The sequence below is a fragment of the Priestia sp. TSO9 genome (assembly GCF_021029645.1).
In the GTDB taxonomy this organism is placed as follows: domain Bacteria; phylum Bacillota; class Bacilli; order Bacillales; family Bacillaceae_H; genus Priestia; species Priestia megaterium_E.
The window spans coordinates 1,864,326-1,878,916 of record NZ_JAJEKD010000015.1; the positions used below are offsets into that span (position 1 = coordinate 1,864,326).

At 38.3% G+C, this 14,591-nt stretch carries 10 protein-coding genes and 3 tRNA genes; 2 read left to right on the plus strand and 11 right to left on the minus strand.

The features are described 5' to 3' along the window. Positions 1 to 15 precede the first annotated feature (15 nt). Genes menH through LJC66_RS24815 form a run of 3 tightly spaced genes read right to left on the minus strand, consistent with a single transcriptional unit; the run spans position 16 to position 3,991 of the window. The gene (gene menH, locus LJC66_RS24805; RefSeq protein ID WP_230933703.1) at positions 16 to 825 is read right to left on the minus strand and encodes a 2-succinyl-6-hydroxy-2,4-cyclohexadiene-1-carboxylate synthase; all 810 of its coding nucleotides are present in this window, start codon (positions 823 to 825) and stop codon (positions 16 to 18) included. Between the two features lie 3 nt (positions 826 to 828). Further along, entirely contained in the window at positions 829 to 2,583 is a 1,755-nt protein-coding gene (gene menD / locus LJC66_RS24810; RefSeq protein ID WP_230933704.1) for a 2-succinyl-5-enolpyruvyl-6-hydroxy-3-cyclohexene-1-carboxylic-acid synthase, read from the minus strand. Then, on the minus strand, positions 2,570 to 3,991 hold the full coding sequence (locus tag LJC66_RS24815) for an isochorismate synthase (protein WP_230933705.1): 1,422 nt from the start codon (positions 3,989 to 3,991) through the stop codon (positions 2,570 to 2,572). The genes menD and LJC66_RS24815 overlap by 14 nt, the downstream gene beginning before the upstream one ends. Before the next feature lie 351 nt (positions 3,992 to 4,342). Here LJC66_RS24815 and LJC66_RS24820 point away from each other — a divergent pair, with 351 nt between their 5' ends. Both LJC66_RS24820 and LJC66_RS24825 read left to right on the plus strand, forming a co-directional pair. Further along, entirely contained in the window at positions 4,343 to 5,095 is a 753-nt protein-coding gene (locus LJC66_RS24820) for a TraR/DksA C4-type zinc finger protein (RefSeq protein ID WP_230933706.1), read from the plus strand. A gap of 93 nt (positions 5,096 to 5,188) precedes the next feature. Next, entirely contained in the window at positions 5,189 to 5,986 is a 798-nt protein-coding gene (locus LJC66_RS24825) for a TIGR00266 family protein (protein WP_013059569.1), read from the plus strand. Positions 5,987 to 6,024: 38 nt separating this feature from the next. Here the strand turns inward: LJC66_RS24825 and LJC66_RS24830 are convergent, their stop codons facing one another. The 8 genes from LJC66_RS24830 to LJC66_RS24865 all read right to left on the minus strand — a co-directional run bounded on the left by LJC66_RS24830 (position 6,025) and on the right by LJC66_RS24865 (position 14,542). After that, a complete protein-coding gene (locus LJC66_RS24830; RefSeq protein ID WP_230933707.1) occupies positions 6,025 to 8,436 on the minus strand; it encodes a glycogen/starch/alpha-glucan phosphorylase in 2,412 nt (803 codons plus the stop codon). Positions 8,437 to 8,449: 13 nt separating this feature from the next. Beyond that, a complete protein-coding gene (gene glgA / locus LJC66_RS24835) occupies positions 8,450 to 9,880 on the minus strand; it encodes a glycogen synthase GlgA (RefSeq protein ID WP_230933708.1) in 1,431 nt (476 codons plus the stop codon). Continuing rightward, entirely contained in the window at positions 9,877 to 10,902 is a 1,026-nt protein-coding gene (locus LJC66_RS24840; protein ID WP_230933709.1) for a glucose-1-phosphate adenylyltransferase family protein, read from the minus strand. The genes glgA and LJC66_RS24840 overlap by 4 nt, the downstream gene beginning before the upstream one ends. Positions 10,903 to 10,924: 22 nt before the next feature. Continuing rightward, entirely contained in the window at positions 10,925 to 12,076 is a 1,152-nt protein-coding gene (locus LJC66_RS24845; RefSeq protein WP_016765788.1) for a glucose-1-phosphate adenylyltransferase, read from the minus strand. Next, complete coding sequence (gene glgB, locus LJC66_RS24850) at positions 12,027 to 13,988, minus strand: 1,4-alpha-glucan branching protein GlgB (RefSeq protein ID WP_195695770.1); 1,962 nt, start codon at positions 13,986 to 13,988, stop codon at positions 12,027 to 12,029. The genes LJC66_RS24845 and glgB overlap by 50 nt, the downstream gene beginning before the upstream one ends. A 293-nt stretch (positions 13,989 to 14,281) precedes the next feature. Further along, positions 14,282 to 14,353, minus strand: a tRNA-Glu gene (locus LJC66_RS24855). 20 nt (positions 14,354 to 14,373) lie between these two features. After that, positions 14,374 to 14,464: transfer RNA gene (locus tag LJC66_RS24860), tRNA-Ser, on the minus strand. Positions 14,465 to 14,467: 3 nt separating this feature from the next. Continuing rightward, positions 14,468 to 14,542 (minus strand) — tRNA-Asn (locus tag LJC66_RS24865). Between the last annotated feature and the right edge of the window lie 49 nt (positions 14,543 to 14,591).

Genomic DNA, 14,591 nt, shown 5'->3' on the forward strand with positions numbered 1-14,591 from the left:
TTTATTTCCTCCTAATTATGTAGTAGCTAAGAACTCAATTACTATTCTACCAAAAATCTCGGGTTGTTCCACGTGAATTGCATGGCCTGTCCCTAAAATAATTTTAGAAGTAGCATTTGGTATTAATGTTTGCATTTCTTTGGAAATTAAACAAAACTTTTGATCTACTTCTCCTGTAATAAGCAAAACCGGCATCACCAGATCGTCCAGCTTCTCCCAAAGGGACGGCTGGACTCCTGTCCCCATTCCTTTCAAACTGTTGGAAAGGCCGATCTCTGTATGAGAAAGTCTTTCTTTACGCACCGCTTCTTGAACATGACGAGGCAATTGCTTTTGAGAACGAAAAAGAGGGATTTCCTCCCAATCGTTCACAAACTCTTCAATCCCATTTTCCATAATGCGGCTCGCCAGCTGTTCATCTTTTTCTTTTCTTAGATTTTGTTCTTCTCGTGTTTTTAAACCAGGCGATGCGCTTTCTAATACCAACTTTTTCACAAGGTGTGGATATCGCTGAGCAAATGAAAGAGCAAGTCTTCCTCCCATCGAATATCCGATTACATTCACCTGTGATAAAGATAGCTGTTGAAGCAGCTCATGCAGTGCTTCAACAACTGCTTCCATTGAATATGGTTTGATTTCTTTCGGAGCTGCTGATTGGCCATGACCAATAATATCAACAGCAATCACCTGATAGTCTTTAGCGAATTTCTTCATAAAGGTACGCCAGGTTTGAGAAGAACCGGTAAAACCGTGAAGCAGAAGGAGCGGCTCTCCTTTCCCCTCGGTGTGCACATAGTAAGATACACCACTTAATTGATACCTCATTGCTTATTCCTCACCGTTTGACAAATTTATTTCCTCGGAAACAAGTTTCCACAAACTGCGATGAGTCTCTACATTTTCTGTACGAGTTGTACGAATCTCTACAACATGCAACCCGCCTTTTGCAAAAGCATGATTCATTGCATGTCGAAATTCTTCCCAGCTGCTTGCTGAAGAAAATGTGCCATCATACAGACGAGTGGCATGCTCAAAGTTTAATCCAGTTGGCGTACCGAATAAAAATTCAAAGTGCTTTTCTTGTTTTGACTGCGGTAAAAATGAAAAAATTCCTCCGCCGTCATTATTAACTAGCACAACGGTTAAATTTAAATTATGCATTTTAGCTGCCAAAAGACCATTTAAATCGTGATAAAACGATAGGTCACCAATAAATAAAACGGTGTGATCGTAAGCCGTGCTTACGCCTAGAGCAGACGAAACTACACCATCAATTCCATTTGCGCCCCGATTTACAAAGAGTGGAATATCTTTTTCCGTATTTAAGAAGAAAGAATCAATATCTCGAACAGGCATTGAATTTCCAGCAAACAACGCCGTGCCTTCAGGTACTACATCAACAATTTCTTGAACTACTTGTCCTTCGAACCATTCCTGGCCAGAAGTTAATGTCCTCAGAGCCTGTGCAGTTTGAGCATTAATCTTTTTCCACAGACTCAGCCATGAAGTAGACTCCTCTTGATTCGCTGAAAGACGCTTGATCAGTTCTTCACAAAATAATATCTCATCGGCTTCAATCATCACTGTCGAACGTAAAGTAGGGTCTCTCCAGCCTTTACCTTGGTCAACTACAAACATTTCTGTCGGCTCGTGTGCTTTCAAAAATTGCAATAGCGGTTTCGATACCGGCATCGCGCCAAAACGAATGACAACTTCCGGGTAAAAACGCTCATCAACCTTATCACTTTTTAAAAATGTATCATATGTCTCTATTACATTTTCTTTTGAATGCTTGCCGCTTCTTAATTGTGATAACGGATCTGCGAGCACCGGAAAGCTTAAAGATTCAGCTAAATGGCATACGCTGTCTACTGCTTTTAAAGACATTTGATCTCCGCATATAATAAGTCCTTTTGTTGTTCCCTCTAAGCGCTTCGCAATTTCTTCGAAACCTTTTTCAGATAGAGATGCTTCTCCATGAATAGCAGACACATATGATTTGCCGCGTTTCCCTTGACTCCATAAATCTTCAATAGATAAATCTGGTACAATCGGTTCACGTAAAGGTACGTTAATGTGTACAGGACCGCTCGGTATAGCTTGAGCTGTATGAACAGCCCTTGAAGCTACTGTTCGGATATAACGATTCATATCTGCACTTTCTTCTGGTAAAGCTGTATCTACAAACCACTTCGCATATTGACCGAAAAGATGATTCTGATTAATGGCCTGGGGGGCACCTATATCCCTTAACTCATGCGGCCGATCCGCTGTGATAACTACTAAAGGAATGCGTGAGTAGTGAGCTTCAATTACTGCAGGATAATAATTCGCTGCAGCTGTTCCAGATGTACATACAAGCGCCACTGGTTTTTTCTTTGCTTTTGCTATTCCTAGAGCAAAAAAGCCGGCGGAACGTTCATCAATATTTAAGTGTACATGAATATCAGGGTGCTCAGCCATAAGCATCGCAATAGGTGTTGAACGTGACCCTGGACTGACCACTACTTCTTCAACATTTGCTTCTACTAATTCATCCACGAATGACGCAATATACGTTGTTAATGATTTAATGTGTTCCACGCATAATCCCTCCTAAAGCTGAAAGCATCGGGTTGAATTTAATTCTTGTTTCTTCATATTCACTTTTAGGCGTAGAATCTGCTACAATTCCACAGCCCGCAAATAAAACGGCTTCTTTCTGCTGAATAACAGCGGAGCGGATTCCTACTATAAACTCACCGTTTCCGTTGATATCCATCCATCCTAAAGGAGCTGCATACCACCCTCGGTCAAAGGATTCTAGCTTTCGAATAATAGGCAGGGCCTCCTGTTGAGGATATCCTCCTAGCGCTGGTGTTGGATGGAGCTTTTGAATAAATGAAAATAGCGTCACATCTTCCTTTATACGTCCTTTAACAGGTGTATACAAATGTTGAATATGCTTTGTTTTATATAAACTTGGCTTACTTGGAATTTCTACTTCATAACAGTAAGAATTCATCGCTTCTTTAATCATATGAACAACAACATCGTGTTCAATTAAGTTCTTTGGATCTTGAAGCAATTCCTCACCTAGTTCGTGATCTTCCTGCCTTGTCTTTCCTCTTGGAATCGAACCCGCTAAACACGTGGAAAACACATAATCTCCTTGTTTTTGCACTAGCCTTTCTGGGGAAGCGCCGATAAAATGCTGATGCTCCCCCTCTAAAATATATGTGTAGCTAGTTGGCTGTTCCTTTAACAGACGCTGAAGCACGTATTCAGTAGAAATATCTTCATTAAATTTTACTTTTAATTGACGAGCAAGAACCACTTTCTCTATAGCCTGTTGCTTAATTAAAGTAGTAGCTCTTTCAATATTTCCTTTAAATTTCTCTACCCCAATTTCCTCTTTTTCCAACAGCAAAGGTGAAATATGCGATTCCCCGTCGTACTCTTCACAAAGAACAAGTTTTTGGACCTCTTCGAAATAATTGATGTGCTCTTTTACAGAATCTTGTCCTTTAACCATCATATTAACGGTAAAATATCCTTCTTTATCTACCTGGGTATATAACACTGTTGGAATCATAAATTTTGAACTCGGGAAATCACTCCAATAGTTTTCTCGATACTGATTTGGGTCAAATGAAAATCCTCCAAATAAAAGAGGACCTGTCCCATCCGGGAAAATTTGGTTGTTTTTATAAAAGTCTTCTTTTATAAAGCGCTTCCATTCATTTTCAATGTGGAAATAACGTTCTTTTGCCGCATTGGTGCAAATAGTATGCGCATATCCTAATCCAACAAATGTATAATAACTGTTGGGATCTTTCCAAAAAAAGCGTTCTTTATAAAACTGGTCATGTCCGTTCGCATAAAAAATAAGGGGGTCAATAGGTCTTACTTTTTTTACTAAACTGACCAATTTTGGCTGATTTTCATTTTTTGCACACTCAATCGCATCTTTAATGTATTCTTGTACTAACTGTTCGGTCGTTGCAATCACACTACGTCCCCCCGTTCATCTTTTTTCTTAAGTCTGTAACTAATTTATTATAAACTTTCAGTTCAAAAAAATCTAGCATCGCGATTCACGAGAAAAAATTAATTTCGCTTGTCTAAATTATGCCTTTTCATTAAATGAATCAAAAATCTTTATGATCTATTTAGTACTCCTTACACCTCGAGAACGTTATTTTTATCGTACCCTTTTCTATAACCTTTAACTTTCTTTAATTTTCCACTCCTTTTCTCTCTTAGGTTCATGAATACCCCAAATACTCCTAATATGAATCGTGTTTTTTTGAATTTTTAACACATACTACAAAAGCACAATAAATTTTTAAGGGGGAGCTTCATGACACTTTCAAAACAAGAAATCAGTCAGTTAAAACAAAATTTACAGCAGCAGCAGGCTGATGTTCAATCGCACTTTGACCAAAATGATCATTTTGGTCTAACTCGAAGCGACGCTCACGATGCTGTAGGAGAACTTTCAAGCTACGATAACCACCCTGGTGACACAGCCACGGAAACATATGAGCGTGAAAAAGACCTTGCACTAAATGAACATGCAAAACAAGAGCTACATGAAATAGAAGAAGCACTTCAGGCAATCGCTCACAGCACGTATGGAACATGCAAAGTATGTGGAACAGATATCTCGTTTGAAAGACTTCAGGCTGTACCAACTACTTTATACTGTAGAGAACATAGTCCATCACAGGATATTCCAAAGCACAGACCTGTAGAAGAAAATGTTCTCCATCACCCATTTGGTCAATACGACTATGACGATACCGAAACGACAGGATATGACGCAGAAGATTCTTGGCAAGACGTTGCGCGTTACGGGACGTCTGAATCTCCTTCTGATTTTATAGAAGATACGTCTAACTATAGTGAAACCTATATTGAGGCAGATGAAGCTATCGGGTACGTTGAAGATTATGAAAACTTTGCCGCTACCGATTTATATGGACAGCCTCTTCCTATTTACCCTTCAAAAGAGCATGAGCGATATGAAAATGCATTGGATGAAGAAGGTACGATGACCATATTTGGAGACTTACCGGCCTATGAGAAAGATCCATACACTGAAAAGGAGTAGTTCTTCATACTACTCTTTTTTCTATTTTTAGTAGGAGCTATAGGAGATGACATCGAATGAATAGGAGATTAGAATTATAATGAGGTGAAAATGATGAATGCACATGAAATTGATTACAAATTGTATGGAGATGACATGCAGTTTGTTGAAATTGAATTAGATCCTTCAGAAAGTGTTATAGCAGAAGCTGGAGGAATGATGATGATGGAAGATGATATTGAGATGGAAACCATTTTTGGTGACGGTTCTTCCTCCAACAGCAGCGGGCTTTTTAATAAACTAAAAGGAGCTGGGAAACGCGTATTAACTGGTGAAAGTTTATTTATGACGGTATATACAAATAACGGATATCACAAACGAAAAGTATCTTTCGCTTCACCTTTTCCAGGCAAGATTATTCCTGTCGATTTAGAGCAGCTCGATCATAAAATCATTTGTCAAAAGAGCTCCTTTTTATGCGCTGCCAAAGGCGTATCCGTTGGCATTGATTTTCAAAAAAAACTAGGAACGGGCTTCTTTGGCGGTGAAGGTTTTATTATGCAAAAATTAGAAGGTAATGGCTTGGCATTTTTGCATGCAGGCGGGACCATTCATAAAAGACAGCTGCAGCCGGGTGAACGCCTTCGCGTGGATACTGGATGTTTAGTGGCCATGACCCGTGATGTAAACTACAACATCGAATATGTAGGGAAAATTAAAACAGCTCTGTTTGGAGGAGAAGGCATGTTTTTTGCTACTCTGTCAGGACCAGGAACAGTTTGGATTCAATCTCTTCCTTTTAGCCGACTAGCCGATCGCGTTTTATCAAGTGCAGTTTCGCCAACGGGAGGTAAAGGTGAAGGCAGTATCCTTGGTTCTTTAGGTGATTTCTTAAACGGTGACAACAGATAAAATAAAAAAGGTGTAGTCTTTGACTACACCTTTTTTATTTATTGATTTAATAAATTTTTAGTGGAGTGAATTCCCCAAATATCAGATGCATATTCCTCAATCGTTCGATCACTAGAAAAAAAGCCGGAATGTGCAATGTTCGTCGCACTCATTTGAAGCCATTTATTTTCATTTCTATAAGCCTCGTTTACTTTTTGCTGTGCCGTAACGTATGAGTCAAAGTCACGGAGTACATAGTATTCATCATTTTGCATTAATAATGAATCATATATAGGCTCGAACAAGTCATATGTGTCTGGTAGGAAGCCGTTTGTAAGCTGCTCGAGCACTTGTCGAATCCGCTTATCATGATGGTAATAATCATAGGCACGGTATCCCCCATTTTGCTGATAGCTCAACACTTCTTCGGCTTTTAATCCAAAAAGAAAGGCATTATCTTTTCCTACTGCCTCGCTAATTTCGACGTTCGCTCCGTCCAGCGTGCCAAGAGTTAACGCTCCGTTCATCATGAATTTCATATTTCCCGTTCCCGAAGCTTCTTTGCTGGCGGTTGAAATCTGTTCACTGACATCCGCTGCAGGAAAGATATACTCAGCAAGTGACACCCGATAGTTTTCTAAAAAAACGACTTTTAAAAACGGTGATGTTTGTGGATCATGATTGACAACATCAGCTACAGAATTAATTAGCTTGATGACTTTTTTTGCATAATAATAACCGGGAGAAGCTTTCGCACCAAAAATAAATGTACGAGGAACGATTTGAAAATTAGGGTCTTCTTTTAATCGATTGTACAAATACATAATGTGCAGCACATTTAAAAGCTGTCTTTTATAAGCATGAAGCCTTTTAACCTGCACATCAAAAATAGAATTAGAATCGATTTTAATTCCCGTTTGCTCTTGAATAATATCCGCAAGCAGCTTTTTACGCTGTTGTTTTACTGTTTTTAGTCCTTGTAAAAAGCTTGGATCTTCCACATACTCTTGGAGCTTTATAAGAGAATGCGGCTGTTTAATCCATTTATCTCCTATCACCTCGGTAATAAGGGAGGAAAGCTGCGGATTAGCTTTTAACAACCAGCGCCGGTGGGTAATTCCGTTCGTTTTATTGTTAAATTTAGCAGGATAAAACTGATAAAAATCTTTCATTTCTCGTTCTTTTAAAATATCAGTATGAATCTTTGCCACGCCGTTTACTTTGTAACTTCCCACAATTGCTAAATGAGCCATCTTTACTAACCCGTGCGCTAAAATAGCCATATTTTCAATCCGCTGCCAGTCTCCTGGATATACTTCCCATAATTCTTTACAAAAGCGTTCATTAATTTCTTCAATAATCATATACACGCGTGGAAGCAAGGGTTGAAATAAGTCAATCGGCCATTTCTCAAGGGCTTCAGAAAGAGTCGTATGATTTGTGTATGATATGGTATTGGACGTAATATGCCATGCATCTTCCCATTCCATTTTTTCTTCATCCAGTAAAATTCTCATTAGCTCAGGAATCGCAAGTACAGGATGCGTATCGTTAATATGAATGGCTACTTTTTCGTGAAAATTTGTAAGTGTTTGATAGGTATTTCGATGTGCTCTGATAATACTTTGTAAGCTAGCTGACACAAGAAAATATTGCTGTTTCAATCTTAATATTTTACCATCTTCATGTGTATCATCTGGATATAAAAATTCTGATACAGCCTCTGTTTGACGCTTATACTCCATCACATCTTTATGTACTGGAAATGATGAAGGTTCCGCATTCCAAAGGCGAAGTGTATTCACTGTATCTGTTTTATATCCGATAACCGGGATGTCATAAGGAACAGCAGAGACCGGTTCTCCTTTTACATGACGAAAAGAAAATTTTCCGTCTTCCTGTACCATTTCAACTTCGCCCCAAAAATTCACTTCGATAGCTTGATCTAATTTGCGTACCTCCCATGAATTCCCATGCCTTAACCACTGTTCTGGGAGCTCAATTTGAAAGCCGTTTACAATCTTTTGATCAAACAAACCGTGTTTATAGCGAATCCCATAACCGTGGCCAGGAAGATTAAGTGAAGCAAGAGAATCTAAAAAACAAGCAGCCAGCCTGCCTAATCCGCCGTTTCCTAATCCGGCGTCTACTTCTATCTCTTCAATATTTTCAAGTGAAATATTCAGCTCACTTAATCCTTCTTTTACAACTTCCCGAATTCCTAAGTTCAACAGATTTTGACCTAATAGTCTGCCTAATAAAAATTCGATAGAAAGATAATACACTTGCTTTGTATGTGAAGACCTATGAATTTCATTGGTTGAAATCCAATCGCTGCTAATATACTCTCGCACCATATTTCCTAATGTATGATAGTGATCTTGAACAGTAGATTCTTTAAAGCTCTTTCCATATGTCATTTCCAGCTTTTTTAAAAAAGCCTCTTGAAAGCTTTTTTTATCAGAGAACAATCTGCTCACCCTTTCACGATGGAGTAGATGTCAAATTTGAATACAATTGATTATATTTAAATGCCGATTGCCCCCAGCTATAATCCTGACTCATAGCATCCATCATTAATTTTTTCCATACATCTTTCTGGTGATAAAATGAAACAGCTCTTTCTAACGTATGAAGCATGTCATGAGCATTATAATTTTTAAAAGAGAAGCCATTTCCCTCTCCGCTATATTCATTATAAGCTTTGACCGTGTCATTCAGGCCGCCCGTTTCACGAACGACTGGAATGGTTCCATATTTTAAGGCTATTAATTGTCCGAGTCCGCAAGGCTCAAAACGGGAAGGCATTAAAAATAAATCCGTACCGGCATAAACTTTATGAGCAAGTTCCTCATTAAAACCAATAATGGCTTTTACTTGTTGCGGGTACGTATCTTCCATCTCACGGAAAAACTGCTCAAACTCGTGTTCTCCAGTTCCTAAAATAACAATTTGGGCCCCTAAGTTAACCGTCTCATGGAAAACGTGCTTAACTAAATCCAATCCCTTCTGCTGAGTTAACCTTGTAACCATCGAAATAATTGGAACATCCTTATTTTCTTCTAATTCAAGATAGCGCTGGAGCTCTTTTTTATTTTTATATTTTCCTTCAATCTCTTCTACCGAATAAGGATAAGATATAAGCTGATCTGCGTCTGGGCTATAAGCTTCTTCATCGATTCCATTTACAATCCCAATCAAATCTTGATTTCGCTGACGCAATAATCCATCTAAACTTTCTCCGTAATATGGCATTTGAATTTCATCTCGATATGTAGGACTTACCGTGGTAATTTTATCAGCTGATACAAGCGCAGCTTTCATAAAATTAATATTCCCATAAAACTCGAGCTGGCTTGTAGTAAAATAATAATCATTTAAATTTAATAACTCATATAAATTGCTCTTAGGGAAAATTCCTTGGAATTGCAAGTTATGAATCGTAAAGACCGTCTGAATATGATCATACATATCATAATTAGCACGAAGTAAAAATGGAATCATAGCCGTATGCCAGTCGTGACAATGAATAATATCAGGCTCATTCTCTAAAAATGGGATAGCTTCAAGCACAGCTCTACTGAAAAAAGCAAATCGTTCAGCGTCATCGTAGTGCCCATATAAGCTATCTCTTTTAAAATAATATTCATTATCAATGAAAATATATTTAACGCCATCCATCGTTAACGATTCAATTCCGCAGTACTGTCTTCTCCACCCAACCTGCACATGAATAACTTTTTCAATCACCATTTCATCTTGATAATGTTGAGGAATCGTTCCGTACTTTGGCATGACTACACATACGTTCGTTCCTAACTTTTTTAATTCTTTAGGCAGGGCACCAGCTACGTCTGCTAATCCTCCTGTTTTAATAAAAGGTACACATTCTGATACAGCAAATAATACATTCACGACTTCATCAACGCTCCTTGAGTTGTTCCTTTAGCAATGACTCTAGGTAGACCTGACTCACCTAGCAACGTTTCATTACTTCCTATTTTCACATCTTTGTCTAAAACAACATTTTCTAATACACTATTTTCTAAAATAACGCCTTTTTGCATCACAATGCTATTCTTAACGACCGTACCTTTTCCAATTTTAACGCCTCGGAAGATAATACTATTTTCCACATACCCTTCAATCACGCACCCGTTTGCGATCATTGAGTTTTTCACAACCGCTTTTTTTGCGTAACGAGTAGGCGGTTCATCTTTTACTTTAGTGAAAACAGGACGTTCGTTAATAAATAGCTGCTTCCAAACATCTGGAGATAAAATTTCCATACTTGTTTTATAGTAGGCATCTAAGCTAGAAATCTCAGCCGTATATCCATGGTGCTCATACTTTTCTACACGATGAGATTGTGCCATATATCGAACCATTTCTTTAATCGTATAAAAATCATGCGATTCATTTTGCAAAATATTAACTAAAATCGATTTATTAATAATATACATATTAAGCGATTTATCACCCTGCTTCATTTCAGTAATATCTGCATTTGAAGCAATATGACGTTGTAGCACGTGCTCAAAGTCAACTGTACATATCGTATAACTATTCGCAATTAATACGTATTCCTGCTTACTTCTTAAGAAATAATCAATATGGTAACGGAACTGCGTGAATAGTGATGGACTTTCTAAGTGTAAATCACTTGTCATAGGAGGGAAGATAAACAATCCATCTCGCTTTCGATCCAAATCCCATTCTTTTCCTGAACCTATATGATCCATCAATGCGCGGTAGCGGTCACGAGGAAAAATGGCAACGCTCGAAATTCCAGAGTTCACCATATTAGAAAGCGTAAAATCGATTAATCGATAGCGCCCTGCAAAAGGAATGGCAGCAATCGATCTATAAAAAGTTAAAGGCTGCAGCGCTGTTGTGTTTGTACAAGCATCAATAATACCAAGCATTTGATTATTCAATGTCGTTCATCCTCTCTGTTCGTTAAATGCATTTAGCAACTGATTCAATCAATTCTTGAGTAACAAGAATTACTTCTTCGCTTCCTTTGGTCGGTCGAATAATAGTACCGTCTGGAACTTCAATATCCGATGGAACAATTGCGTTTTCAATATATACGTTAGAACCTATCTTTGCAGTAGGCATGACAACCGTTTTCTTAACCTCAGAACCTGAGCCGATTTGTACACCTGGAAATAACACGGACTGCTCTACGTTTCCTTCGACAACGCACCCTTCATTTACTAATGACTCCACCACGCAGGCGTTTGGCGCGATATATTGAGGAGGCTGATTAGGGTTAACAGAGTATACTTTCCATGAAGAGTCAAATAAATTAAGCTCATCTTTATCACATAACAAATCCATATTCGCTTCCCACAAGCTTTTTACAGTTCCTACATCTTTCCAATAACCTTGGAATGGGTATGCAATTAGCTTTTTCTTTTCATCTAGTAAAAGCGGAATAACATCTTTACCAAAATCATGGCTTGAATACGGATTGCGTGCATCCATTTCTAAATATTCTTTTAAAATACTCCATTTAAAAATATAAATTCCCATGGAAGCTAGATTATTTTTAGGACGCTGTGGTTTTTCATCGAACTCCATTACGTCTAGATCACTATTTGTATTTAAAATACCAAAGCGGCTCGCTTCTTCCCAAGGTACTTCAATAACAGAAATCGTTACGTCTGCTTCTTTGTTTATATGATAATCAAGCATATTTTCATAGTTCATTTTATAAATGTGATCACCTGATAGAATCAGTACGTACTCAGGATCATATTGTGTCAAATAGTTTAAATTTTCATAAATAGCACTAGCCGTGCCTTTATACCACTTTACTCCATCTGACTCTGCATATGGAGGCAATACCGTGACGCCACCATTCCGTCGGTCCAAATCCCAAGCGCTTCCGATTCCAATGTATGAATTGAGAACTAGCGGTTGATATTGGGTTAATACACCTACTGTTTCAATACCTGAATTTGTACAATTACTTAAAGCAAAATCAATAATTCGATACTTACCACCAAATGGTACAGCTGGCTTTGCTAGATTTTTTGTAAGCGAACTTAGCCGACTACCTTTTCCTCCTGCCAATAACATCGCTACGCATTTCTTTTTTAACATGTTGTTTTCTCTCCCCTCGTTTTCTCTTTGCTCGTAGTATACTAATGCCAAACGGCGGAATATTCATTTCAATGCAAAAAGGTTGGCCGTGAAACGATTCATCCACTGATTTTAGTGCCTTTTTATTTACAATGCCTGAACCGCCGTACACTTCGTCATCACTGTTAATAACTTCAATGTACTCTGTCTCAACTGGAACTCCAACTTTGTAAGAATGATATGGATGCTCAGAAAAATTGCTAACAACTATAAAAATCTCTTGATTTTCTTTCGACTTACGAATAAAAGAGAAAATTTGTTGATGATGGTTGTTAACATCAATCCATTCAAATCCATCTGGATTATGGTCTAATTCGTATAAAGGCTTGCTTCTTTTATAAATCTTGATGAGATCCTTCATATATCCGTTAAGATTGCGATGCATGTCAAAGTCATAAAGCATCCAATCCAACTCCTCTAAATCTTTCCACTCATCAAATTGGCCAAACTCTCCGCCCATAAATAAAAGCTTTTTCCCAGGGTGTGCAAAGAAATATCCATATAGCAGTCGAAGCTGTGCAAACTTGCGCCAGTAATCACCTGGCATTTTATTAAGTAATGATTTTTTCCCATGTACGACTTCATCATGAGAAAGCGGCAAAATAAAGTTTTCGTTAAACGCATACATTAGGGAAAAGGTCATTTTATCGTGAAGATAGGGACGTCTTTCCACGCCAGCTTCCATGTATGTTAAAACGTCATTCATCCATCCCATGTTCCACTTATAATTAAAGCCTAAACCGCCCTCATACGTAGGTGCTGTAACAAGCGGCCAGTCCGTTGAATCTTCTGCCATCATTAATACCGTTTCATCAGATTCAAAAACAGCTTCATTCAACTTTTTCAAGAAGCTGACAGCTCCATCATTCACTGCTTTTCCAGAAGAATTTTGCCAATAAAGCATATTAGCTACAGCATCTACTCGAAATCCATCTATATGGAAGTACTCCAACCAAAACAAAGCATTCGAAATCAGAAAACTTTGTACTTCAGGCTTTCCTAAATCGAAATTAGCTGTTCCCCAAACGTAGTTTTCACGATCGGGTTCTTGTTTGTATTCATAAGTAGGTTCTCCATCGAACATATACAGACCATGTTCATCCTTACAAAAATGCCCGGGTACCCAATCTAAAAGAACCCCTATATTGTTTTGATGACACTCATCTATAAAGTTCATCAACTCTTTAGGTGTACCGTATCGACTGGTAGCAGAATAGTATCCAATTCCTTGATATCCCCAGGATCGGTCGAGCGGATGCTCAATGACTGGTAATAACTCAATATGTGTAAAACCTTGTTCAGCAATATAAGGAATAAGCTCCTGTGCTAATTCACTATATGTATAAAGGCTGCCATCTTCATGAGTCCTCCAAGACCCTGCATGCAGCTCGTAAATACACAGTGGTCTTTCATATATATTTTGCTGTTTTTTCTTTCTACGCCAATATTGATCGTTCCATTTGTACCCATCCAATGAGTAAACAATAGACGCAGTGTTTGGACGTACTTCACTGAAGAAAGCGTATGGATCTGCTTTTAATTTTTTTTGATTGCTTTGTGTAATGATTTCATATTTATAAATAGTCCCTTGTTCTAATTCAGGGATAAATGTCATCCAAATACCTTCTTCATTAACTTTAACCATTGAATGTTGAAAACCGTTCCATTTATTAAAATCACCTACAACGCTTACACCCTTTGCATGAGGTGCCCACACGCAAAATCGTACGCCTTCAATTCCTTCTACCGTTACCTGATGCGCACCGAAAATAGAGTAACTGCGAAATAAGTTTCCTTCGTGATACAAATGAACATCAAATTCAGTAGGCTGAACCGCTAGATTCACTTTTGCCACCCCTTTAACTTCAAACATAATATACGCACATAATACATGCTTCTTACCACTCATTCCCTTTTACAGTAAAAACATAAACCTTTTCTACAAATATAATAGAATAAATGTTCTTTTAAATTGCTCTTTATCCCATACTCTTCATACTTTATTACTTTATGAATAATTCCATATAACATAGGGAAAATCCTGCTTAAAACTTACTTTTTATTCTGAAAATTCATGGTAATTATTCCTAACTATTATTTCTGTTTACTTAATCTTTAAAAAAGCGCAAATAAAAAAGGTTTGCATATATGCAAACCTTTTTGAGATGACCCGTACGGGATTCGAACCCGTGTTACCGCCGTGAAAGGGCGGTGTCTTAACCGCTTGACCAACGGGCCATATTTAAATTTAAAACGACTGGCGGAGAAGGAGGGATTTGAACCCTCGCGCCGCTTACACGACCTACACCCTTAGCAGGGGCGCCTCTTCAGCCACTTGAGTACTTCTCCGTATGGCTCCACAGGTAGGACTCGAACCTACGACCGATCGGTTAACAGCCGATAGCTCTACCACTGAGCTACTGTGGAATATGGTGGGCCTAAGTGGACTCGAACCACCGACCTCACGCTTATCAGG